Source organism: Methanohalophilus sp. WG1-DM, assembly GCF_004104135.1.
In the GTDB taxonomy this organism is placed as follows: domain Archaea; phylum Halobacteriota; class Methanosarcinia; order Methanosarcinales; family Methanosarcinaceae; genus Methanohalophilus; species Methanohalophilus euhalobius.
The window spans coordinates 1-23758 of record NZ_RRBA01000016.1 but is presented as its reverse complement, the minus strand read 5'-3'; the positions used below and the strand labels follow the sequence as shown (position 1 = coordinate 23758).

Genomic DNA, 23758 nt, shown 5'->3' with positions numbered 1-23758 from the left:
TCAATCGTTGAAATAAACACGAATAAACACAGAAGTTTCAGATCTGTGTTTATTCAAGATTTACTCTGCATTTTGACTATTATTAATTATACTTGTTCAACAATCCCAAATATTCTCTGTCAAAATCGAATTTGTAATGCAACAATCCGTCTCCACTGGGATCACTCGGATCAAGATCATCATCTGCGTCCTTTAGATTCCAGAAATACATGCTTGAGTAATTTTGGGAAATGTAGATGTCTGGATTGTCAAAGGATTTCCATGTTGGATCAGAGTGTATCCATTCCTGCCCATCCCAAATTTCTGCTATTTCATGTGCACTTCTGTTCCCTGAAGTGTTAGTCATATTCATATAGTACTGTTTGGAAGGTACTCCAAGCGCTCTATTAAATGCATTAAAAAGGGTAGCATACTCGTCACAAACACCAATATAGTACCCACTGGCATTTGTGTGACTAATTACCCATAAATCGGAAGCAGTATAACTTCTATTTATGACCATTTCTTCATCATAATGCATAACATCATAAACATAATCTGTAATTTGGTTTGCAGTATCATAGGGGGTTGTACTGTTATCCCCTGCAACTGCAGCTTCAAATATGATATTATAGCCTTCATTGAATGGGAAGTGGTAAATATCACTTGTATTCAGGTTCACTCCATTATCAGGATCAGCTAGATGATTTGCATCATTATTGTATTTTTCAATTCCATCATACGGCATCCATACAAAATGAGTAGATGTATCATCCGGATCAACCCGCACTTCAAGAGCAATAGGTTTTATACCTATGGAACTCTGCGTACTTGTTGGCTGGAAGGGAACAGTTACTGTCATGTTGGAACCTGGAGCCAGATTACTGAATGATTTGTAGTAACCATAGCCATCTTCTGCTGACCAGAAGAGAACTTTTCCGCTTGCAGTTGAGGTGCCGTAATTATGGATGGTAACGTAATTATTGAATGTGGTGTCCTGTACCCAATACCACTGATAAGTTATTTCCGTGATTTTTACATCAGGATCTGATCTTGTCTTATCTTCACTTTCAGACAGTTGCGTTGCCTTTGCAGGTATATTAATTGAAATCTGCCCGCCTGATTCGAATTTTGCTTTCGGGGATGTGGTTTCTTTAGGAATACTATTGAGTTCTTTTTTTTCCGATTCATTCAAGGCAATTATAAAAGGATTTGTTTTTTCAAGTTCCTCCGGCGACAGAGGTTCCTGTTTTACCTGAGGTTTATGTCCGTTGTATTCCGAAAGATCCATGGGTTTTACCCATTCTTCAAATTCCGGAATATCCGAAGTTTCATTCTCCACTTTACTGTCATTTACTGTGGCTGATACGGGTATCAGTGCCAGATTTACCAATAATATTGCTGCCAATACTATTGAGTATCCAATCTTTAAATTTCGCATTATTTCACCTCTTGTATTTAATCCCCGAGGCAAATCTGCACTTATATACTGTTAACAGCAAACTTGAGCCTGCCTCTGGGCCAATGTGGAGTTCTGGCTGGTTAACATTCATCGGAACTCCACATTGCAAACTCTCATTCGACGTGATAGTATATATTATTTGCCCTAATTCAATTTAACTTGATGGTTGGGTGTTCATCACTTCGATTACCAACTGAAATCGCTGAAACAGATATGTTCCTGAAAAACCAGAATATTTAAAAGCACCAGTGCTTCCCATCAGGTGCTACAAGATTGTCAAAGATACTACAAAAGATGAAAGATCGATTATCACAAAACGTAAAAGGTAAACGGTCTCTGTAGAAATTCTCGTTTAAATAATTACTGAAATAGAGATAGCCCTGTCTATATTATGGATTAATAATTTGAACTTGATCTCTTTCACCTGATTTCTTTATTTCCTTGCCCTCAGTTCTTCCCCATATTTCCTTTTCAAAACAGAAAACATCGTTTCTACCAGATTTCTGTAATGATAGATCTCTTCATCAAATTCATTTATCATTTTTCTACGGTATTTTCATTTGATCTTTTCATTTTTCTGCATCTTACAGGGATTATGCTGGCTGCTTTCAATTCTTCATTTATTAGAGCATGTATCTTCTCGGAATCATATCCTTTATCAATCAGCTTTTATCTTTTAGTGGCATTGTTTTAATAATTTTCTTGCATGTTTTGTATCATGTGCAAGATTTGTATAACTTCTTACCCATCAGTAGAATCTTCATATGAGTAAATAATGTAATATCCAATATATGACTGAACAAAGCTTTCAATCTATACTAACAGTAGAACCATTTTGTCTTATCTCTGTAACTGTCTCAACGACTACTCCTTTTTCTTCATCAATTAAGAAATCAATTATCTTGTTTCCTGATCTAATTCTTAAAGCAGGAGCACATCCTGGGCCGTCATAATCCTCTGGAGTTGGATGACAGGAATAAACCACACCCATAATTGTTCCTCCTTCCTGAATTACCTGTCTCGCACGGATGTCATTGAGTGCAATCTTGGCTATATTAGAAGGATCTGTTTTGAGCCATTCAGACTCCGATTCATCATAAGGTGGAAGTACTTCAATCGCAGAGTAATTAATATCTAAATCCTCCACTTCTTCATTTACAGATGTATCAACACCATTTGATATCTGAGAAGATTTTTCAACTGATTCAGGGCCTATACATCCAGCGAAGCTACTGATAAGCAAAAAAATAGTCAGACAAATAACATTAAATTTAATATTTTTAGTACAAACAAAATCTGTAAACAAGTTCTTTTCCTCCGATATTCTCTTTGTCTACTTTATTTTTTAATTTTATAATTATCAAAAATATAAGAGATGATGAAACTATTTTTATCTTCATTACCTTGAATATATTAATTTATTTTAAATTTATGTTCTCAATTTGACTTGAGATGATGAATAAATGACAACATCTAATCCATTAATGGCAGAAGGTATACCAGAACCATACTTTTCATCCCAATAAACGGTGATTGTATTATCATTCTCATCCTTGAACAACATATTGTAGAAAGTTGTATCACTTGGCAAGTCAGCGTTGTCATCTACATTATATGTTTCCAGTGTTGTGAAAACATCAAGATTTGTATCATCAGCATCTGTAGAGTATATGTACACAAAATTGTTGTCCGTAACATCTTCAAAGCCAATGTACCATCTATTATGGTAATCATCCCATAGCATAAGACCTTCAATCGTGTCACCAGCATCAACATTAATCCTATTGCTATGGAAATAAACACCATTTGCACCACTCCATGATGCACCAGTCCATCGATCGCTACCTGCCTGATTCCACTCTAAGACAGGTTGAATGATCCCACTCTCTCCATAAGGTACAATTGCATTAAAAAGGAAGTTTATTGCATCATCGTCTGGGTTTGAAGGCTCTGAAGGAACGATCCAATCTGCTCTAAACATTGAAAGATCATCAACATTTCTATCGACTGAGTATTCAAGCCATCCAGTATAAGCTGGAATTGTTTCAGTTTTTTTATTGTCATCATTGATTACAGTGAGGATTTTTACTCCATTTTGGTAAACATTAGTAATGTTTTCTTTTGTACTAATCTCAGATCCAGATGGAACTTCAAACACATGTGTTGCTGCTTTCATCCCAGATGGTGTGGAAATATTACCAGTTTCTTCAGCAATTGCAAAGAAGGACTGTTTTCCCTCAGAATCAAAAACAGTCGTTCTTCCATCAGATGAATAGTGAACTATTGATCCATTTTGAATATTGTGCAATCCATTGTGGCTGTTAATACTAAATTCAGAAGTGATAACTTTCTTTTTGCCGGAATCATTGAATTTCAACAACGATCGCTGAAAATCGTTTTCTTCAGCTGCACATACTGCCGGTGTAAATGCAACGCCCAATATTAGCATTGCCACAAACAACGTTCCAAGTTTATTTTTGTTCATTTCTTCTTACCTCTTTCAATCTACCCCAGAGGCAAAGCTACGCTTATATACTGTAAACAACAAACTTGAGCCTGCCTCTGGGCCAATGTGGAGTTGTGGTTGGTTAATATTCATCGGAACTCCACATTGCAAATTCTCATTCGACGTAATGGTATATATTATTTGCCCTAATTCAATTTAACTTGATATATGGATGTTCATCACTTCAATTAACAACTGGAATCGCTGAAACAGATATATTCCTGAAAAACCAGAGTATTTGAAAGCGCCAGTGCTTCCCATCACGTACTACAAGATTGTCAAAACTACTACAAAAGATGAAATGATCCATAAAGTGAATTTGATTAGTCGAGTAGGATTACTGTTGTGTGTGGAATGCCGGTTTGTAAGCAACAATAACAATATTATAACGCCGGGATCGATTATCACAAAACGTAAAAGGTAAACATTGATTTTGTACTGAATCTTTATTTGTAAGAGTAATGCCTACCGGGCAATGGTCAGAACTTTAGATTTTTACTATCATTCATAGACATCCCATTTATGCTTCTTTTCTAGTGATTTCAATCATCACCGGATATTCGGCTTCAACCGAGAGCTCTCCCTTCAAATGTTAGAGAAACTTCGGCTCTATAGAATTCCTTTCTTATCACAGTCTCTTTGTACTTTTCAATAAGTCGAATCTTCGGAGATTTTTATAGTATTATCCTGTAGCTTGACCATATAGTAATAAAGTATTGCACCTATAAAATTCAAGAAAATTAGGACGATTGACCAGATTAACTTCTCATATTCTCCTGCTCGCGGAAATTTTTCTGTGCTTCGTTGAAGGCAGTCAGATAACATGAAAAGCCAGAAAACAATAGCTATTGCACCTACACCCCATAGTAGTTGACCCATATAAAATGCTACTGTGATTATTATTACAAATATAATTCCGATGATTATCCATTCGATTGTATTCTTGTTCAAATTACCATCTCCATATCATTCATAGATATAATGGCTCTGTAGAAATCCTCATTTGAATAATTACTGAAATAGAAGTTGCCCTGTCTATATTATGGATTAATAATTTGAACTTGACCTCTTTTGCCTGATTTCTGTATTTTGTTGCCTTCAGTTCTTCCCCATATTTCCTTTTCAAAACAGAAAACATCGTCTCTACCAGGTTTCTGTAATGGTAGACATTTTCATCAAACTCATCTCTCATTTTACGACGGTATTTTCCTTTGATCTTCTTCCTTTTTCTGTATCTTACAGGTATGATGGCTTCTGCTTTCAATTCTTCATTGATTAGAGTATGTATCTTCTCAGAATCATATCCTTTATCCATCAGATAACAATCAGCTTTTCTCCTTTTGTGACATTGTCTAAGTAATGACGATGCATGTTTTGCATCATGCACTGGTTTACCTGAAATCTTAAAACCAGTTATAATGAACTTCTCAACGTCAACAGCTATACTTGTTTTCAGATACGACCGTCTCTTTTTTCCTGTTCTTACAGAATAATAGTAACTACAATGTCCTCCTGTGAATCCACTTGAATCAATAGCAACCAGAGGTATTTTTTCACCATGCGAATAGAAGAGTTTCAGAGTTTGGTGAAGTAAGCTATTGAAATAGAATGAAGATATTCTATTGGTAAATTTATGTAATGTTGTGAAGTGAGGTACCTGTTTAATACCAATCTTGGACTGAACTCTATCCATCAACTCAACAAGTTTAACAAATTTTCTGTAATTTTCATTTATGTAATCTTTGAATAATACCAATGTCAGTAACTGATGTTGAGTATATTTTCGCTTGGAGTATTTACAACTATAGATTGGAAGATGGGATCTTCCAGCTACAGACATAGCTGTATCGATAAAGTTTAAGTAATCGCTTGACAAAATGCATTCACCCCCTTTGTGTTTTTGTGGTCAAAATCACATTGGGGGCCTCTTCTTATAAAAATGATAATGTATTAGTGGAGGTTAGAGGAAAGGGTTTCTACAGAGCCGATATAATTTTTATTTATCCCTGTCTTAGTTACATTTACCAATACCTTTGGAGACAGATATAAATAACCCGTATCCTCTGGTTCTATGGCACTCAATGTACACCATGTCGTCAATATAACCATCAAAATACACATTAACATCATTTCTGCCCCATCCAGTATTAATTAGCAAAAACATCACTTTAGACCATGGGATTCAACCTCAAATGATGTAATCCAGTCCTGCCAGGCTCCGACGCAAAAACATCACTTTAGACCATGGGATTCAACACCCAATGCAACCACATGCACGGTTTGAAAACTCTCTTTTTGATTTCCTAATTATTAATCACAGAAAAGTTCCATTGAAAATTTACTAATGGTACATCATAATAATATTTCTTGTTAACATGGGAACAAGAATCATCACTTTCTACTTATTGCCAGCATCACCAATCCAACGATAAGCAGAATTGAAGTGAAGCCTGGTAGTTGGTTGTTTGCCCCCTTATCTTGTTCTGTTGTTTCATTACCTACTATTACAGGATTTCCATCTTCATCAGATGTGCTTTTCTCTTCAACGATTGCTTCATCTAAAACAGCACGTTTCTCCCATCTAAACACCACAGGTACCCCAGTTATGCCAGCTTCCTGTTCAAAGTGACTGTCTATTGCTTGATAGACTTCATCAATTCCTGACTCATTTATTTTTTCAGGGCTGTCCATATCCATGCCCACAAACAGATATCCATTTATGCTGACTCCGTAACCTGTTACAGGTCCGCCAAATTCAGCAGAAAATGGGCGAACTTCTCCGTCCATTGAATGGCCGAGTGAATCTATCCACCTTCTTTTTTCACTTTCTTGTTCAATTACGGGCATTGTCCCATAGACCGCTATAACAGATGGATCGTTTTTAGCATTTTCAAGGGTCTCCGGTCCATAGTCAAGAAGCGGTATATCTTCATCATCCTCTGTCCACATAAAAACCACTGGAATTTCATTGATTACTGCTTCCTGTTCGCAGTATTCATCTATTTTCAGGTATATCTCATCAATCTTTGACTCATTTATTTTTCCCTGATAAGAGGAACTCAAGTACACTTCCAGAAATTCACCAGCATTACCGATGGCATATACCGACGGATCAAATTCGACAAGCGATTTTTCGGTTGATATGGATAACCAGCATTTAGATACCGAATTATTCCATTCCTGATCAATTGTTTCGGGAAAAGTTCCCCTGCTGGCTATGAATAGCGGTTCGTCCTTATATTCTTCAAAATAGGAATTAGAACTATTCGAATCAGAGATTTCATCCGTATGTCCAGAATCATTTACCTCGTCATCAACTGCACTTGCTGAAACTATTGATAAGATAGAAATAAAGAACATCAGAATTACAATTTTGTAAATTTGATTTTTTATAAGCATTTTCTTCCACTCTTATATGCTTCATATGATTTATGCCAACAGTTTAATAATTATATGGACAATATATAAAACTATTTAACTTATATACGAATAAATCTAAAATATAAAAGCCAGATTATACGTCAATAATCTGGCTAAACCACAGAATACATGATATTCTTACGTCAAAGGTTCTACATCCAAATCTAACTCAACTCCACTAATTGGTGAAAAAAGGGCGTTTGTAGCAGTGCTGCCCCAGTGTACACCAGAGATCATTACTTGATTTCCATATTTCTTAAAGATAGGTGCACCACTATCACCATTGTCGGAATCATAATCTGCAGAAAGTTGATCATAAAGAGTTCCAAAAACGGGGTGGTTTATTTCATCCCACTCTTCTTCGACATAGCCATATGTCCGGCCACTGGTAATTCCTGACATGTAGACTTTGCTGCCTAAGTTTGGATCGTAATAATTACGTACATCCCTAACATCATCAACATCTTCATAATAGATATCATCTTCAACATTACTGGCTTCAACCCATGCAGCATCTGCAAAATGGCCCGTGATGTAAGTTACTTCACCCACTTTTCTGGTTGAACTGGGTTGATAAATGTCTCCTCCGACACTACCAGCTAGCAGAATGTCCAGATATTACAAACCCTTTTGTTCCAGTGCTGTTTTCTGCAGCAAATGATAACGTTGACTCATACCATGTGTTTGTTGCATTTTGGTATATTATCCTTATACCACCAATCATATCTGACCATTCATCGTCACGTTCATCAAGATAAACTTCTTCTCCTTTTCTGAAAACTACCGGCACATTAGATATTTCTAATTTTTTTGCATTTGTATCCACAATACTGTAAAAATTATCAATTGTAGATGGGTCAATATCTTTCACTTCCTTATCAAATTCTACAAATATATATCCCCCATAGTTTACACCAAACCCTAGCAGAGGACCACCGTATTCTTTCATATAAGGATGAAGTTCACTTCCAGAATTGTTAAGACTTTTTCTGAGAGTCGCCACCCATTCCACTTTTGTTTTATCATCTGTAAGCTCAGGTACTGCTCCCCTGCTCTCAATTACACTTGAATCTTTCTTCAGGGAATCAAATGTGTTTGCACCATACGCCGGGAAATAATATTCTTCTTCGAAAGAGTCATCATGGCTGGAATCGGACGCTCCTGCCCATGCAAACCCAATGAGCATTATGCTTACAAGCAATATGCTCAAGCTTATTTTTGTAATATTCTTCATGTCTTTACCTCATTTGTTCAGTTCCACTCCCGAGGCAAAGCTACGCTTATATACTGTTAACAGCAAACCTAACCCTGCCTTTGGGCCAATGTGGAGTTCTGGTTGGTTAACATTCAGCGGAACTCCACATTGTAAATTCTCATTCGACGTGATCGTATATATTATTTTTGCAACACAACTTTATCTGAGTGATTAATATTAATCACTTCGATTAACTCTGAGAGTGCACTGAATTTTATAGTTCCGGGCAAACCAAAACCGGATACAAAATATTAATCCTGTATCCTCCAGTTATTTTAACATAGGAAAGAAACCGCTGTTGTGCTTGACAGTGCAGGAATCCTGCTTCATATATACAGGATTGCCAGATAAAGGGCAGGGCCCTGAGTTCATCAATTAATACCTCTGACAAAAATTACCATCCAGAACAGAAAACAACATATCGAAAGAATGTTGTACTCTATTTCTTTCTTTGATGCAAAATATCCTTCCATACCACCCAGAATAATAAGGATTCCAAAATAAGCAAGAGTCTCTGTCTCAATAAACTCACCTGATACGATTAAGCCCAAATATATGTCAAGAAAAAGTCCGATAACAGGAATAACTCCAATAATAACAGACCCGATCCTATCCCCTGTAAGCAACCCATATATGATAGGAGCTAACGGTAAAAGGAGCATACCGAAAAACACAACAGGAAGGGTCAGTAAATCACCAATTACTGGACGCAATGCATCTCCCAGAGAATCTATTCCAGTTACAATAATAATGATTACTGAAGATATGATTACTGGAAGTATTAATTTTTTGAAATTTGTCATTTTTTCACCAAAATTAAAAAAATAAAGGGTGGATTGAACCACCTCCTGAATACTATTTAATTTCCATTTATCACAGTTGCTTTCCCATCATTTTCTGGAGTTGTTATTTTATTGTTTAGCCAGTAATCATCCTTATTGACTATCCAGCCAGTTCCATAAAATCCGGCGATCAGATCTTCTGCCTGCTCATATTGATCAGCTTCGTGAGGGAAGTTATCATCATGATGTGCATTTGCTACAACATCCCCATATGATGTTTGCCATAGCCTTGCATGGTATCCACCATATATACGGAATTCATCATCAGCCACACCATCAGCCAACACCCAACCCCATTGTGGATCAGAGGCATATTGGGGATTCTGCGCCGGATGATCAGTCCAACCCTCATCCAATATTTCAGATTTAACCATATTTGCAGAATTATCATTCCATACCAGATTTATAGGGTCCTCTTTTTCATAAATCATATATCCGACATTTGACCATGTCCACTGGGGATAATCATAGTTATCCCACCAGTTGTATGCTTTAGTGGTCAGTACAACTTCTTTTTTTGTCACAACTACTTTTTCAGTTTCTTCTTGTTTGAGGATATCTTTTCTATCAATAGGAATTTGCTGCACCTTTGTTATGTTCTTGACACTGAACCTTTCTTCAAGCTCTTTTCCCGTGTATATCTCTTTTACTTCCAGATGGCCTTGTTCATATCTGTAAGTTGTAACTGATTCAACATTTACAGTATGATTTTGCATCCATTGGTCCATTGTTTCTTCTGGTGCTGCACTTACAGTTGCCACAAGCGCTATGCTGCCAAGCAACATCGCCACGAGAATCAGGCTTACTCCTAATTTTACATTGTTCTTCATGTCTTTACCTCATTATTCAATCTACTCCCGAGGCAAAGCTACGCTTATATACTGTTAACAGCAAACCTAACCCTGCCTTTGGGCCGATGTGGAGTTCTGGTTGGTTAACATTCAGCGGAACTCCACATTGTAAAATCCTATTTGACGTGATGATATATATTAGTTGTTGTTGATCAACTTTACCTGAGTGATTAATATTAATCATTTCGATTAACAAATAGAACACCTAAAACCGCCATCTCCCGGGAAAACCAGAACTGGAGAAAATATTAACCCTTTCCAGCTTAAAACGAGATATTCAGAATCACTATTGCTTGCGAAAAATTCAGTCTGCTAAAACATAAGATTCAAAACCATAGACTGCAAAAACAGACTCCCAACAAGATTACAGAGAAGGATTCTCTCTTCATTGTTGGCCCTTAAAATTGAAGCTTAATTCCAACAGGACAATGGTCCGAACCAGTCACTTCCCTAAAAATAGAAGCCTCGATTAAATTCGGCTCCATATCATCACTTACAAAAAAGTAGTCCAGCCTCCATCCCACATTACGATCCCTTGCCCTGGTTTTCAAATCCCACCAGGTATAATTACCATCATCTGAATTGAAAAGCCTGAAAGTATCAATGAAACCATGAGAAAGGAACTTATCTATCCATTCCCTTTCAATTGGGAGAAACCCGGAATGGTTTTCATTTTGCTTTGGTCTTGCAATATCAACCGTTTTATGAGCCGTATTCAAATCCCCACAGACAACTATGGAATATCCCTTGTCTTTTAAGGCCTGTGCATATTCCAGGAAAGCTTCATAGAAATCCATTTTATACTGAAGTCGCTCATCCGAAGAATTACCATTGGGAAAGTAAATATTAAAAAGTACAAAATCATCATAGAAGGCGATTAAAATCCTTCCTTCGTGGTCGAAACGGTTTATACCAAAACCATAACGAACCTCTTGTGGCTGGACCTTACTGTAAAGGGCAACCCCGCTATAACCTTTCCTTTCAGCAGCACTGAAATAACTGTAATAACCATCTATGCGCCTGATATCCGGCGGCAGCTGGGAAGGGCGGGCTTTTGTCTCCTGCAAACACAGGATATCAGGCAATTCAGAATCCAACCATTCCAGAAATCCTTTTTTAGCAACTGCCCGCAAACCATTGACATTCCAGGAAAGCAGTCGCAGATTTATTCCTCCCCATTTTTCACAGGAGAAATATCTATATCTACAGCCCGAATAGTAGCAATTGCTTCTTCCCCTTCATCGATATCCAGATTTGCCAAATCCTTTTCTCCCATTATAGAAGTTAATACTGCAGACTCAAATTCAAGTTGAATTCTGGAGATGCCATCAGAAGATTCTACTTGCCTGACCTTACAGGCAATACTATTGATCTCGCCCACATTTTCAGAGGATAATTCCTCCTCCACCATCCTGTCAACATAATCCCGATTCAGCTCATATTGATTTATCAGATCCCTTCCATACTCTGTAAGAAAAGTACCCTGCTCCTTACCTCCTCTTACAGTCCTTACAACATCGTGTCCGGTTCTTAAATTCATCTTCTTCAATATGTTCCAGGCATGTTTATAGGAGATCTGGAGCTTTTCACAGGCTTTTTTCAGGGATCTCTCTTCATCTATAGCCTTCAGGAGACGTACCTTACCGGCACCAATCACAGGTTTGCCTTCATGTGTCAGCCATACTTTTGTACGGGTTTCCAGAATATCAACCCCTAATGCATTTTATTACATCATCTGCAGGATAATTCAGACGAATAATACGGGTTCTGCCCCGCATACCTTCACCTGAAAACGAAACATCCAGATAATGCGAATCTTTTAATTTATTCACCAAACTATAAAACCGGGTATATCCCAATTCATTATTGTCATTGAAAAGTTCATAAAGTTCGCCTGCTTTGATTCCATCATTTTCCGCCACAAGCCGCAAAATCTCTTTTTCATTATCTGAAAGGGATGATATGTTACGCCTCAGATGCAAAAGGCGTGACGATTCATAGGCCTTATCCACATCATCCTCTGAAATGTTTTTGCTTGCCCTTTTTTCTGCATTCAGGCCTGATCTCTTGAGTAGATCGATACCAACACGCAGATCACCGGTCAAATCGACATAATTCACTATTTTCTCTCTGACTTGATCCGGGACTACTTCCGGATAGAAAGCCAGCTGGATTCGGGAAGAAATGATGTCTCCTATTTCGTCATAAGAATAAGGAGGAAATTCAATCTCTTCAGGCAGGAATACAGAACTCACCTTTGGATCAAACCTGTAAAGTTTTCCCGTATCACTTACAATCGCAATTACACCCATTTTCACACCGGGATACTGTTCATGGGCTCGTAGTATGGAATACATGATCTCATCGGCATGCCCGCCGTGGAATAAATAATTGATATCATCCAGACACACCACCATTACCCTATCCTTTTCGATAAGTTTCAGGACAATTTTTTCAAAAAGTTTCCTGAAAGCTACTCCTGAAGACGGCGGGTCTATATTGAAAAGTTTGCGATATATGCGTGAAACAACAGCAAAGCGGGTGGAATCCATCTGGCAATTGATCTTTACCAGGACCACATTCGAGGTGTGTGCTTCTATTTCTTCAAAAACCTTCAATACAGCACTGGTTTTTCCGGTGCCGGGTGGACCATAAACAAGACAATTAATAGGTCTCATACCTTTTACTGCAGGCTTTAAGCTATAGATGAGAGATTGCAACTGAGAATCCCGGTGCATAAATTGTTCGGGGAGATAATCCAGTTCCAGTACGATGGGATCTCTGAAAATTGTCTCATCCCAGAGAAGCATATTATCTTTCATATACCTGACTCCTAAACCTATTATCAAATTCCCCTGTAAATATAATAGCTTTTTTGCAGGGCAATTTGCGCTTTGTCCGAAAAATTAATTTGTCCGAAAATTACATTGAAAAGCTTGATGCATTCTAATGCAGATCACAAGCACATCGAGCTTACCCTAAAAGTCCCATACATTAGAGCTTAAAACATAACTTTGTAGTCAAATGTCATACATTGCGATCAAATTCGATGATTCAGTTCAAGAAAAGAACATCCACAAGATCCTTTTGTTAAATTTTTCCCAGTGGCCATTTTATTATAGATGTGATTCATATAATGATATACCAAATCATAATGGTGGATTGAGGGTAAGAACGGATGAATAGAAAAGAAGGATTGCTAGTGTTATGTATTGGTATGGTATTGTGTCTGTGTCTGACACTGTCAGCAATAGCTTCGACTGGAGAAGAAAACAACACCCCAGTCAAAGATGCTGCTCAATTAAAAATGGAAGAGTTGGAGGCTGAGTTGGGTGAAGAAGGAATGCAAGAAGTCCAGGAATATTTGGAACTACAGGCATCTTTGCCACATGTGGTAAAGGCATCTCCTTATTCATATATTGCCTTTGCTGCAACTGATGAGGAAAGTCAAATTGCATATATGACTGGATAGATGAGTCTGATTTAACTGAAGAAGAAAAAGAAAAGCTAAAAGCAGAATTGCAAGATATCTGGGATAGGTATCCTGATGGTTTCAAAATTGAAGACAATGAGCCCTTAGAAGTGATTGCTGGAATAATGGAGCAAAGATTCATTGAATCAGAAGAATCTAAAAGAGATGATTTAGATAAATCGGTGAGTAATGAGCATTCAAGTAGCCAGTTTCAATCCAATATAACTTTGCTTAGTATACTTGTGACAAGCCTGCTTATAGTAACGATGTGATTCAGGCGACCTTAAAATAGATTTGTAGTCAAAAAAGTACTTTATAATCAGATTCCAAATTTTGTAGGCAAGAGCACTTTATAGACAAGCCCGATTGTGGATGTAAGTTATTTTGCCAACAGGTGCGCAACATATTATTAATTGAACCAACCGCTTTGACCGAAAATCACTTTGAAAAATCTTGATACTTCTTGATGCAATTACACCACCATCCGTTTTGTCCGATAAATACCTTGTTTGTCGGACAAAACGGGCAATTTGGAATCCTTTATATATTTGCTCACCTATGGGTGATTGGTTAACGTATGAAATGCAGGAGAGGAAGACCAAAATGCCCCCGCAGGATACGGGCAGAGCCCAATATTATGTGCTTTAAACCCTGCGGCATACCAAGGTCTGAAGTTGAGGTAGTAGAACTCGCATTTGAAGAACTGGAGGCCATCCGGCTTGTGGATGTGGATGAGCTGACACAGGAAGAAGCAGCCCTTGAGATGGGAATTTCCAGAAGGGCTTTCTGGGAAGAACTGAAAAATGCGAGGAAAAAAGTCGCCAGAGCTCTTGTTGAAGGGCAGGCCATAGATATCAAAGGTGGAAATTACACTACTGAATAAATGGAGTCATTAAAATGAGTCAAAACATACAGTCAGCTGAAAGTCTGGTAAATTCCAAAGTTGAAGAGCCAAAACTCGTATCGAATCTGCGCGGAATAAAAAACAAGCTAATGGTAATGAGTGGCAAAGGCGGCGTAGGAAAAAGTACTGTTTCTGCAAATCTCGCTGCAGCCCTTGCCAGACGCGGGAAAAGGGTCGGGCTGCTTGACAGTGATATTCATGGACCAAGTATTCCCACAATGTTTGGAATTGCTGACAAGAGACCCGAAGTTGGAGAAAGGGGGATCCTGCCTGTACAGGTTGCCGATAACCTCAAGGTTATGTCCATAGGTTTACTGCTGGACGATCCGGATTCCCCTGTTGTCTGGAGAGGGCCTGCCAAGATGGGAGCCATCAAGCAGTTTCTGGAAGAAGTTGACTGGGGAGTGCTGGACTACCTGATCATAGACCTGCCTCCGGGCACAGGAGATGAACCATTGAGTATAGTACAGTTGCTGGGCAAGGTCGACGGTGCCATCATTGTCACAACTCCCCAGGATGTAGCACTTACAAGTGTAAGGAAATCCCTGAAATTTACAGAAATGCTGGAAGTACCCCTTATCGGAATGGTCGAAAACATGAGCGGTGTAATCTGCCCCCACTGCAATGAAGAAATACAGGTCTTTGGCGGTGAATCTGTAGAAAAGGCTGCAAAAGATTTCAACACCCCCATACTTGCTACATTGCCCATCGAACCCGATGTTTCATCATCAGGGGACAAAGGAGATGTATATGTCAATGATGACAAATCCATCTGGAAAGAAAAATTCGATTTAATCGTTAATTCTGTGGAGGAAAAGTTCAACTAATCTTCCATTATATTTTAAGGGCAAGGGAATTTTTATGGAAAATAAAGAGATAAGTGACAAACTCAAGGAAATACTGCAGCTAAGATACGAACCAGTAGCCGTGAAATTGGTAAAAAAGAGCGAAGATATTCCTGCAGACTTTAACCAACCCGAGAAGAAAACCCGTCATTGCCAGTCTATCATGAAAGCAAGGACTGGCGAATGTCTTGTGATACCGGCAGATAAACATGCATGTGTGGTAGGTGGTTCCAGTCTGGGACTTTTAGAAACACCTGACAATGTAAGAAGCGGGGAATTCCACTCCAAAATCGGCATGTTTGATACAGCTGAAGCAGCTGCTAAGATGATAGAGGAGAGGGCAGAATTCGAAGAGTGTTCCATGCAGGCAACAGTAGTTTGTCCTCTTGAGAAGGCTGACTTTAAGCCCGATGTAGTGGTTCTGGTCGACCTTCCGGAGACCCTTTACTGGATCGTACCAGCGTTTACTTTTGAAAAGGGAGGGAGGGTAACCCTGAGCACAGCATCGTTCCAGGCCACCTGCGTAGATTCAACGATAATTCCCATCCAGACCGGCGATGTAAATTTTTCCATGGGATGTTTCGGATGTCGCAGGACAACCGATATAGGCAGGGATGAAATGCTGGTGGGAATTCCAGGCCCAATTCTTGAAAATATAGTAGAGCATCTTGAAAAACTCTATGAAAAGCCTATCAAGAAAGCCAGGGGATTGTAAGATTCAGACAAAGGAAACTAAATATAAAGATGCAGCAAGAAGAGGGCTTGATTGGCTGGATGAAAATCAGCCTGTGACCCTCAAGGAATATGCCAGAAGCACAACAGCCAGCTACCTCTGGGGCAGGGGATATACCCGTACAGCCACCCTCATAAAAGAGATTCACAGGTCACAATCTTTCAGGGAAATTTGCAGAGGTGTATCGGCCCTTGCCACAATGGGGATTTACTATCCTGCAGTTACCCATTATATCAAAACCAAACAGAAAGGTGGCAATTTAGAAGATATATATGATAGAACTTATGCCCTGATTGCCCTTGCAGATCTCGAAGTGTCCTGCCCCGGCGAATGCCAGAAAATCATAAAGGATTTTGATAGCACATGGGAACATCCCGGTACAATTGCATTGATCATAATTTGCCTCATGAAACAATCAAAACTGACAGGAACAGATCACACTGATTTTATCCGGGAAAAATCCGACTGGTTATTGTCCCGGATGCAGGAAAACGGTGGCTGGAAGTTCATAGCAACCAGCAATCTTGTAATGCAGGCACTTATAATGACCGGTCACTCAGGCGAGATAGGCCAATCAATCCGTTGGTTACTAAAAGAACAAAATGATAATGGTAGCTGGGGCAAAAATAACGGAGATATTACGGCTACTGCACAGTCATTGATTACTCTTGCTCTGTATATCAATGCCTAAAACAGAAGGGCTAAAATACAAGCCATCTATAATATTAAAAACATGAATGAAGACCATGAGAACAACATGAAATTCCATCCACAGAGCAATACCTACATTCTCCGGAAAAAATCCTATTTTGAGCAAAATGTAAGCCTGGATGGAAATCTCATTACAGGACCCGATACTAATTTCTGGAAAAACCTGAAAGTTGCCGGCAACGTAGAACTGGGCAAGGGTACAGTTATCAGGGGAAGCCTACATGCAGAAGAAGTGATATTGGGCCCTGATTGCAGGGTTGACGGGGATATTCATGCCAGCAGGAATGCGACTCTGCTTGATCGTTGTACAATTGGTGGCCATGCCACTACAGATGGCTGGATGAAAGTACGACCTGGTTGCAATCTAAAGTTTGTAAGGGCAAAAAAAGAACTGGAACTTGTTGGTAAAGTCAATGTTGAAAGTATAGAATCAGGCACGAAAGTAATCATACATTCTGAATGAATTACTTATTTTCTTCAGCCAGCATATTCAACAGATTGTTACGCAGTTTATTTGCAGAGGTACTTGTCCTGTCCCTGGGCCGGGGCAGATCAACATCAATCATTTCCTTTATTCGCCCGGGTCGAGAGGTCATGACAGCAATCCTGTCGGAGAGATAAACTGCTTCATCCACGCTGTGTGTTACAAAAAGAATTGTTATCTTTTTAGATTCCCATATCTGTAACAGTTCCTGCTGGAGTTTATTGCGTGTCTGGGCATCAAGGGATCCAAAAGGCTCATCCATAAGTAAAACCGCCGGATCATTTGCAAGGGCTCTGACAATAGCAATCCTTTGTCTCATTCCCCCTGAAAGTTCATAAGGATAACTGTTCCGGAACTGCTCAAGGCCTACAAGCCTCAGATATTCTTCAGCAATCTTCCTGGATTCTTTCCTATCCATACCACTCATATCCAGGCCGAAGGTCACATTATCCATGACTGTACGCCAGGGGAACAGGGAATATTCCTGAAAGACCATACCCCTGCGGGGATCGGGAGAGGTTATTGTTTCGCCATCCAGCAGGATCCTGCCCGAATCCGCCCTATCCAGACCGGCAACAATACGCAGTAAAGTGGTTTTTCCACAACCTGATGGACCAATGATACAGACAAATTCACCATCCTTAACCTCAAAGTTCACATCCCTGAGGGCATCGGTAGCCTCACCTTTATCCTTCTCAAAACTCTGTCCCACATTCTCAATCACAAGTCGGCCCATTTAAACAACAACTCCTTTTCTCCATTTGAGCAATTTTCCATCCACATACCAGCGGAAAACACGATCTATCAATAATCCCAAAAAGCCCAGAATGAGCATGTAGACCAGCACAAAATCCATCTGGTGCAGATAATAATGCCACCATATCTTGTAACCCAGACCGTTTTTACTGACACCGAACATCTCAGCTGCTACCAGACACATCCAGCCAACACCCATGGCAATTCTTATGCCTGCAGCTATAGAGGGCAGCGAGTAGGGTAGTGCAATATAACGAATCTGAGAGGTGCTTTTCATGCAACCCAGTACCTTGCCGGCTTCCACATAAATTTTTGAAACACTCTTGAATCCGGTCAATGTATTGATAATAATCGGAAAAACGGCCCCTACAAAAACTACAAATCCGGCAGATATGTGAGTCAGGCCAAACCACACAATTGCAAAGGGAATCCATGCAAGAGGAGGAATTGGACGCACAATTTCAATCAGAGGATCTGCTATTCTGTCTGCATTATGGAACCATCCCATTGCAATCCCGATGGGGACACCTATAACAAGAGCCGAAATGATACCTATTCCAAAGTGCAGCAGGCTTATTGCAAGGTCGGTGAACAGAACTCCCCTTTCGATTACTGTGATGAAAGCATAAACTACATCTGTAAAACTTGGAAGAATGAAGGTATTCCCTATAACAAAATCAGCTATAAGTTGCCATATAATAATGGCTGTTACCAGGGAAATGATTTCTATGCCTTTTTTTGAGACCGGTTTGGTTTTCATGATACCTCCGGAAAATGTGTGGAGGAATTACCTCCACTTCCGGCGACCTATAATCAACAGGTCTTTAAAAAGGTTGCTGTTTATTTTACTTATTTATGGCCAGTTCATAGAAACTCATGTCGAATATATCTTCCCGGGTGAATTCCTCATCGACATAACCAAGTTCATACTGCACCTGTGCATAATCCACAGTGGAATCTGCAATTATGGCAGGATCAGCAATCCACTGGCCATCCCATTCTTCCAGGGAAGCATTGACCACATCAACATCCCATCCCTGTTTATCTGCAAATATCTGTGCAGCTTCATCCTGGTGCTCAAGGTTATAATCTGTGGCTTTTATGTGGGTTTTTACAATCTCAGCCACCATGTCAGGATGATTGCGTATGAGGTCGCCACTTACAACAAGCACACAGCATGCATGGTTGGGAAGCATTTCACCGGAAGATACAACTGATCTGCCGTTGCCTTCCTGTTCAATCAGGGTTGGAGCAGGATGGGGAAGGAATACAGCATCAATCTGGCCTGCGGAAATTGCAGAGATAGCATCACCGGGACCCATTGGTTTTATATCAACATCATTGTCCGGATCAATACCATTATCCTTCAACCAGTCACGCAGAATGGTATCCTGAATTGTACCTGGTGGGAACGTTGCAATGCTCAATCCCTTGAGATCTTCAGGACCTTCATAGGGATGTTCCGGACGCAGGACAAGATCGGAGCCCTGGGAATTCACGCCTGCAACTACTTTGGCATCAAGACCGTTACTCAAAGCTGATACGAATGGTGCAGCGCCGACATAGGCCACATCCAGGTCACCCGCAAGCATTGCCTGCATTTCAGGAGCACCGGTCGGGAATTCATACTCTTTCACTTTTTCCACACCATAGGAAGCAAGGTCCTCTTCCCACCATCCTTTTTCCCTGGCTGTCATATAGGAAAGCTGATGGGTACTGGGTTGATAACCCATGTTAAGAGTGCTCACGTCCGCCGCCTCTTCTGTGCCATCTCCATCCTGAGAAGTACAGCCTGCAAGGAAGACAGCACCTGCCACAACAAGCATGAGGATTAGTATTTTACTGATTTTTTTCATTATGATCCACCTTTTTGTATTTATTACTATAGTCTGCTATATAGTCAATTTTGTAAATGTCACCGAGACATTATTTATAACTTGCCTATTACCGTCATATTATGTCCTAAAAGTATTAATACACCACCCATCATTCTCTTTTAATGCTATAAATAAATGGAGATAGGAAAATGAGTATTGCAGATAAAGTTATCGAATCGGCATTTGAATCCGATGAAGCGTTCCAGCATACTTTACTGAAGGTCATCAAGGAAGACCTGGGTCTTACAGCGATAGAATTTTCCGAGCATTCATCCATTCCACCAAGTACCCTTTACAAACTTATGTCAGGCAACCGGGAACCCAATTTACGCACGATGCGCCAGATCGTGAAAACCATAAAGAAACTCGAAGGCAATGAGGGCGGAGAATTCATAGCCGTAATAGCATCCCGTCTGGTACTGGATAATATTAAAGAGACAAAAAGGAAAGTTCACGGGAACCTGTGCACAATACGAGAGTATGCGGCTACCTCCATGGAAGAAGCGATCATTGCGGCTGTGCGGGCTGAAAGGGAAGGAGCAAGGGCACTTGTATGCGCACCTATCGTAAGTCCTACAGTAGAAAAAATTATCAAAATACCCGTATCCGCCATTATGCCAAGAATGTGGCACGAAAACTGGAAATGGAATAAAAAAAAGATAAGAGCGCTTTTGTAAGCGCTCATATTCTGGTATTACCTGCGCAGCATGGAACGCAGGGATTCTGCGATCTCAGCGAATTTGGCAGTTCCGCCTGTGGCAAATATGTAGGCTGCACCTCCACCAACTACAAGGAGAAGGCCACCAAGGACATACCATACAATACTTGTTCCCTCTTCCACATCCAGAGTTGTTGAAAGGCCGCCTGCCTTTACAAGATAGGTACCTGGCTCACCTGCAGTAGAGGTGAATTCAACGGTTGTGGAATTGTTCTGCCCAAGAGTGATTTCCTGACTGTCTGTCACATTATCATTGATCGATAACTCGACAGTGTAGGTGCCCTTTGCATTACCCGTGTTGGTCGAGTCAAGCATTACCGTGAATTCCTCACCGGCAGTGGCAGGTGAGGGTTCGATCCTCAGATTACTGAAGTCAAATTTTGCTGCCAGTTCATTGACCTTGATGTTCAATTCTGCATCAAGGTAGCCATCCGCCCTGGCTTCCAGCTTGTGGGTACCGGGCTCTTTGGGATTGTAGGTTATGGTGCCGTCCTCATTGGTCTTACCCAGGGATTGGCCGTCAAAGAATACCTCAGCATCCTCCAGTGGTTCTGAACCTATTGCCTTGACCACAGAGATGGTTATCGGTGTACCCTCAAAGACTTCCTCCGGGGAAACTTCGATACTGATCTTTTTGCTTTCATCCTCAGGAGATATCACTTCAAAGTTCCCTTCTGATGAAACATAACCTTCCTTTTGCGCTGTTGCAGTAAAGTTCCCGGCCTCATCAGCATCATACTCGAAAACACCTTCATCTGAGGTGGTTCCGACCTTTTCACCATCAATTAGTATCGATGCATCCTTGATAGCTGCTCCACGGGAGGTTACTGTGAAAGTGATCTCCTCACCTTCGACAACGGTGGTTGGCTCGATATCAATGTTCAGGGATTCATCGGGTTCGGTTTCCACTTCAACGAATGGGTAGTAACGGACAGTACTGCTGTCATCGGCAACCTTGAACTTGATCTCGCCCATGATGTCGATGGTGCTGTCTTCATCAAGGTCTATGTCATCTTCATTTTCCAGAGTAATTGGATTCGTACTAGTGACTTCCATCTCCCCAAATGTATCGCCATCGTCGACTTCCAGGTAATCTTCGGATATCTGGAAGATACCTTCGACAAAGACTGCACTTGTTTCAGTACCGCTGAATACATTATTGAAATGGACAACGATTATTGGGACATCGTCTTCACTGCCAAGATCTTTCTCATAAACATATTCATCGTTGGAAGATATTACACCCGAGTCAACTTCATCTCCATCCCGTGTCAGTTCAACCATTACTCTTTCACCATTAACATCAATTTCCCGGATATTAAGGGTATAACCTTCTTCCAGAATCAGGGAAGATCCGGTATAAACCGATTTTTCATCGTCCTCGTCTATCAGGACCTTTGAAAGCTGACCGTTGGACATGAGATCTGAATCATAGGTTTCATCTCCGAACTCACTTTCATTATAGCTGGCAAAATATTTCTCGGCCATGAAACCTATTACATTATATTTACCCCAGTTATTGTGTTCAAACTCTACAGGTACAGGTTCAGCTTTATAAGTTAGATTTCCTTCATCAATTGACCGTCCATCGTATTCCACAGTAAGAGATTCACTGCTTACCCCCTCATCTATGTCATAATAGAAACCTTCGAAGTTCAATGGAGTCCAGGTGAATCCCTGTTCTTCAGCAATGGTACCTCTGAGTTCATAGGTACCGGGTTCGGACATGTCGACAAAGGGTGCAAATCTCAATACATCACTATCGTCTGCTACTATGAATTTGAGTTTGCCCATGAGGTCAATAATGTCACCTTCTTCAAGGTTGATATCTCCTTCCTCATTTTTCATTTCTATTTCAGTCTTACTTACACTGGAAATCGTCATCTCACCGTATTCATCGTCTTCGTCAATTTCCACATAGTCATCGGAAATCTGGAAAATACCGTCTATGGAAACAACATTTGTCTCAGTACCGCTGAATACGCTATCAATGTGTACTGCAATTAAGGGTACATCTTCCACACCTCCAAGGTCCTTTTCATAAACATAGGTTTCACCGGAGGAAAGGATTGCATCATCTACCTCATCTCCATCTTTGGTCAGGCTCATCCATACGCTGTTCCCGTTTACGTCCACCTGCTGGATATTGAGGTTGTAACCTTCCTCAAGAGCCAGAGATGACCCGGAGTAGATGGATTCGTCATCATCTATATCCAGAAGAACCTTTGCTAAGATGCCGTCTGACATCAGGCTGAGGTCGCTATCTACAATAGATGCAGATGTATTTTTATAACCAGCAAAATATCGCTCTGCCATGAAGCCTATGATCTGGTAATTGTCCCAGCCAGTGTACTCAAATTCCTTGGATATAGGCTCGGTACTATACACAAGGTCATTTTCCTTTATCTCACGACCATCGACATCAATCTCAATTGTCATTGACTCGGAAGTGTCGCCTGTGTCAAGGTCATAGTAGAAACCGGAGAAACTGCGGCCATCCCAGGTGTAAGTGGTGGATTGGTTTGCTTCTTCATCCCAGATACGGTTGCCCCATTCGTAAGTGGCGGAATGAGTCATGGTAGTATTTGATACCTCGGTTTCGTTAACATTACCACTTGTATCAACAGTCTTTACTTCAATAGTATATTCTGTATCAGAATCCAAACCCGTTGCATTGTATTCTGAAACAGAATTACTCAAATTGGTAATATGCTCATCCTTAAGATCGATTACTGTATGATTAAAATCGTCATCTATAGGATTCTCCCATGTCCACTTTATCCAAGTACTTCCTATTTCAGCAGCGGATAGAGAAGATACTGGAGATGGAGGAGTTGTGTCAGAAGTTGTTGTAGCTGTTTGAGTTACCCCACTGGTATTTACATTACCACTTTCGTCAACAGTTCTTATTTCAATTTCATATGTGGTATTTGGAAGTACCGA

24 protein-coding genes and 1 pseudogene are annotated in these 23758 nt (G+C 40.1%); 7 read left to right on the top strand and 18 right to left on the bottom strand.

Features of this window, described 5'->3' with window-relative positions; all coding sequences use genetic code 11:
• Nucleotides 1-82 precede the first annotated feature (82 nt).
• From CI957_RS09205 to CI957_RS09145, 14 genes and pseudogenes are all read right to left on the bottom strand, one after another.
• On the bottom strand, nucleotides 83-1420 hold the full coding sequence (locus CI957_RS09205; RefSeq protein WP_128754697.1) for a transglutaminase family protein: 1338 nt from the start codon (nucleotides 1418-1420) through the stop codon (nucleotides 83-85).
• A gap of 373 nt (nucleotides 1421-1793) precedes the next feature.
• Nucleotides 1794-2162, bottom strand: a pseudogene (locus CI957_RS09200) (transposase); the annotation flags it as partial.
• Nucleotides 2163-2249: 87 nt separating this feature from the next.
• Nucleotides 2250-2747, bottom strand: coding sequence for a hypothetical protein (locus tag CI957_RS09195; RefSeq protein WP_241646061.1), 498 nt, complete (start codon nucleotides 2745-2747; stop codon nucleotides 2250-2252).
• A gap of 123 nt (nucleotides 2748-2870) precedes the next feature.
• Entirely contained in the window at nucleotides 2871-3926 is a 1056-nt protein-coding gene (locus CI957_RS09190; protein ID WP_128754696.1) for a hypothetical protein, read from the bottom strand.
• 669 nt (nucleotides 3927-4595) lie between these two features.
• Complete coding sequence (locus CI957_RS10950; protein WP_258082576.1) at nucleotides 4596-4826, bottom strand: PLD nuclease N-terminal domain-containing protein; 231 nt, start codon at nucleotides 4824-4826, stop codon at nucleotides 4596-4598.
• 91 nt (nucleotides 4827-4917) lie between these two features.
• Entirely contained in the window at nucleotides 4918-5826 is a 909-nt protein-coding gene (locus CI957_RS09180; RefSeq protein ID WP_128754695.1) for an IS5 family transposase, read from the bottom strand.
• Between the two features lie 512 nt (nucleotides 5827-6338).
• Nucleotides 6339-7346 (bottom strand): hypothetical protein, encoded by a 1008-nt coding sequence (locus tag CI957_RS09175; protein ID WP_096712731.1) that lies wholly within the window; start codon nucleotides 7344-7346, stop codon nucleotides 6339-6341.
• Between the two features lie 159 nt (nucleotides 7347-7505).
• Nucleotides 7506-7919 carry a S1 family peptidase gene (locus tag CI957_RS10945; protein ID WP_241646059.1) on the bottom strand — a complete coding sequence of 138 codons (414 nt, stop codon included), beginning with the start codon at nucleotides 7917-7919 and terminating at the stop codon, nucleotides 7506-7508.
• Nucleotides 7920-7959: 40 nt separating this feature from the next.
• On the bottom strand, nucleotides 7960-8601 hold the full coding sequence (locus tag CI957_RS10940; RefSeq protein ID WP_241646057.1) for a hypothetical protein: 642 nt from the start codon (nucleotides 8599-8601) through the stop codon (nucleotides 7960-7962).
• 392 nt (nucleotides 8602-8993) lie between these two features.
• A complete protein-coding gene (locus tag CI957_RS09165; protein WP_128754694.1) occupies nucleotides 8994-9425 on the bottom strand; it encodes a hypothetical protein in 432 nt (143 codons plus the stop codon).
• 56 nt (nucleotides 9426-9481) lie between these two features.
• The gene (locus CI957_RS09160; protein WP_128754693.1) at nucleotides 9482-10294 is read right to left on the bottom strand and encodes a hypothetical protein; all 813 of its coding nucleotides are present in this window, start codon (nucleotides 10292-10294) and stop codon (nucleotides 9482-9484) included.
• 419 nt (nucleotides 10295-10713) lie between these two features.
• Entirely contained in the window at nucleotides 10714-11472 is a 759-nt protein-coding gene (gene xth / locus CI957_RS09155) for an exodeoxyribonuclease III (protein WP_206631065.1), read from the bottom strand.
• A gap of 8 nt (nucleotides 11473-11480) precedes the next feature.
• Complete coding sequence (locus CI957_RS09150) at nucleotides 11481-11972, bottom strand: LysR family transcriptional regulator (protein WP_128754691.1); 492 nt, start codon at nucleotides 11970-11972, stop codon at nucleotides 11481-11483.
• A 49-nt stretch (nucleotides 11973-12021) separates the two neighbouring features.
• Nucleotides 12022-13137 (bottom strand): ORC1-type DNA replication protein, encoded by a 1116-nt coding sequence (locus CI957_RS09145; protein WP_096712734.1) that lies wholly within the window; start codon nucleotides 13135-13137, stop codon nucleotides 12022-12024.
• A gap of 356 nt (nucleotides 13138-13493) precedes the next feature.
• Between CI957_RS09145 and CI957_RS10935 the strand changes: the two genes are divergently transcribed.
• The 6 genes from CI957_RS10935 to CI957_RS09115 all read left to right on the top strand — a co-directional run bounded on the left by CI957_RS10935 (nucleotide 13494) and on the right by CI957_RS09115 (nucleotide 17443).
• The gene (locus CI957_RS10935; RefSeq protein WP_241646054.1) at nucleotides 13494-13787 is read left to right on the top strand and encodes a hypothetical protein; all 294 of its coding nucleotides are present in this window, start codon (nucleotides 13494-13496) and stop codon (nucleotides 13785-13787) included.
• A gap of 577 nt (nucleotides 13788-14364) precedes the next feature.
• On the top strand, nucleotides 14365-14670 hold the full coding sequence (locus tag CI957_RS09135; protein WP_096712735.1) for a DUF134 domain-containing protein: 306 nt from the start codon (nucleotides 14365-14367) through the stop codon (nucleotides 14668-14670).
• A gap of 14 nt (nucleotides 14671-14684) precedes the next feature.
• The gene (locus tag CI957_RS09130) at nucleotides 14685-15518 is read left to right on the top strand and encodes an Mrp/NBP35 family ATP-binding protein (protein WP_206631064.1); all 834 of its coding nucleotides are present in this window, start codon (nucleotides 14685-14687) and stop codon (nucleotides 15516-15518) included.
• Between the two features lie 34 nt (nucleotides 15519-15552).
• Nucleotides 15553-16251 (top strand): DUF169 domain-containing protein, encoded by a 699-nt coding sequence (locus CI957_RS09125; RefSeq protein ID WP_128754689.1) that lies wholly within the window; start codon nucleotides 15553-15555, stop codon nucleotides 16249-16251.
• Nucleotides 16217-16960, top strand: coding sequence for a prenyltransferase/squalene oxidase repeat-containing protein (locus tag CI957_RS09120; protein ID WP_105460850.1), 744 nt, complete (start codon nucleotides 16217-16219; stop codon nucleotides 16958-16960). The genes CI957_RS09125 and CI957_RS09120 overlap by 35 nt, the downstream gene beginning before the upstream one ends.
• Before the next feature lie 42 nt (nucleotides 16961-17002).
• Entirely contained in the window at nucleotides 17003-17443 is a 441-nt protein-coding gene (locus CI957_RS09115; RefSeq protein ID WP_105460849.1) for a polymer-forming cytoskeletal protein, read from the top strand.
• A gap of 1 nt (nucleotide 17444) precedes the next feature.
• On the opposite strand, the gene CI957_RS09110 is transcribed toward CI957_RS09115, so the two are convergent.
• From CI957_RS09110 to CI957_RS09100, 3 genes are all read right to left on the bottom strand, one after another.
• On the bottom strand, nucleotides 17445-18200 hold the full coding sequence (locus CI957_RS09110; protein WP_128754688.1) for an ABC transporter ATP-binding protein: 756 nt from the start codon (nucleotides 18198-18200) through the stop codon (nucleotides 17445-17447).
• Entirely contained in the window at nucleotides 18201-18980 is a 780-nt protein-coding gene (locus tag CI957_RS09105; protein WP_128754687.1) for an ABC transporter permease, read from the bottom strand.
• An 85-nt stretch (nucleotides 18981-19065) separates the two neighbouring features.
• Complete coding sequence (locus tag CI957_RS09100) at nucleotides 19066-20076, bottom strand: ABC transporter substrate-binding protein (RefSeq protein WP_128754686.1); 1011 nt, start codon at nucleotides 20074-20076, stop codon at nucleotides 19066-19068.
• A 170-nt stretch (nucleotides 20077-20246) separates the two neighbouring features.
• Here CI957_RS09100 and CI957_RS09095 point away from each other — a divergent pair, with 170 nt between their 5' ends.
• On the top strand, nucleotides 20247-20774 hold the full coding sequence (locus CI957_RS09095) for a helix-turn-helix domain-containing protein (protein ID WP_128754685.1): 528 nt from the start codon (nucleotides 20247-20249) through the stop codon (nucleotides 20772-20774).
• 17 nt (nucleotides 20775-20791) lie between these two features.
• Here CI957_RS09095 and CI957_RS09090 read toward each other — a convergent pair.
• Nucleotides 20792-23758, bottom strand: a 2967-nt coding sequence (locus CI957_RS09090; protein WP_128754684.1) for an S-layer protein domain-containing protein, incomplete at its 5' end; no start/stop codon positions are given.

Bases quoted from the DNA above. Each gene is read 5' to 3' on its own strand.
- CI957_RS09175 (WP_096712731.1), bottom strand. From the start codon at position 7,346: ATGCTTATAAAAAATCAAATTTACAAAATTGTAATTCTGATGTTCTTT.
- CI957_RS09100 (WP_128754686.1), bottom strand. From the start codon at position 20,076: ATGAAAAAAATCAGTAAAATACTAATCCTCATGCTTGTTGTGGCAGGT.
- CI957_RS09105 (WP_128754687.1), bottom strand. From the start codon at position 18,980: ATGAAAACCAAACCGGTCTCAAAAAAAGGCATAGAAATCATTTCCCTG.
- CI957_RS10940 (WP_241646057.1), bottom strand. From the start codon at position 8,601: ATGAAGAATATTACAAAAATAAGCTTGAGCATATTGCTTGTAAGCATA.
- CI957_RS09095 (WP_128754685.1), top strand. From the start codon at position 20,247: ATGAGTATTGCAGATAAAGTTATCGAATCGGCATTTGAATCCGATGAA.
- CI957_RS09160 (WP_128754693.1), bottom strand. From the start codon at position 10,294: ATGAAGAACAATGTAAAATTAGGAGTAAGCCTGATTCTCGTGGCGATG.
- CI957_RS09130 (WP_206631064.1), top strand. From the start codon at position 14,685: ATGAGTCAAAACATACAGTCAGCTGAAAGTCTGGTAAATTCCAAAGTT.
- CI957_RS09115 (WP_105460849.1), top strand. From the start codon at position 17,003: ATGAATGAAGACCATGAGAACAACATGAAATTCCATCCACAGAGCAAT.
- CI957_RS10950 (WP_258082576.1), bottom strand. From the start codon at position 4,826: ATGGGTCAACTACTATGGGGTGTAGGTGCAATAGCTATTGTTTTCTGG.
- CI957_RS09135 (WP_096712735.1), top strand. From the start codon at position 14,365: ATGAAATGCAGGAGAGGAAGACCAAAATGCCCCCGCAGGATACGGGCA.
- CI957_RS09165 (WP_128754694.1), bottom strand. From the start codon at position 9,425: ATGACAAATTTCAAAAAATTAATACTTCCAGTAATCATATCTTCAGTA.
- CI957_RS09125 (WP_128754689.1), top strand. From the start codon at position 15,553: ATGGAAAATAAAGAGATAAGTGACAAACTCAAGGAAATACTGCAGCTA.
- CI957_RS09110 (WP_128754688.1), bottom strand. From the start codon at position 18,200: ATGGGCCGACTTGTGATTGAGAATGTGGGACAGAGTTTTGAGAAGGAT.
- CI957_RS09190 (WP_128754696.1), bottom strand. From the start codon at position 3,926: ATGAACAAAAATAAACTTGGAACGTTGTTTGTGGCAATGCTAATATTG.
- CI957_RS09205 (WP_128754697.1), bottom strand. From the start codon at position 1,420: ATGCGAAATTTAAAGATTGGATACTCAATAGTATTGGCAGCAATATTA.
- CI957_RS10935 (WP_241646054.1), top strand. From the start codon at position 13,494: ATGAATAGAAAAGAAGGATTGCTAGTGTTATGTATTGGTATGGTATTG.
- CI957_RS09145 (WP_096712734.1), bottom strand. From the start codon at position 13,137: ATGAAAGATAATATGCTTCTCTGGGATGAGACAATTTTCAGAGATCCC.
- CI957_RS09120 (WP_105460850.1), top strand. From the start codon at position 16,217: ATGAAAAGCCTATCAAGAAAGCCAGGGGATTGTAAGATTCAGACAAAG.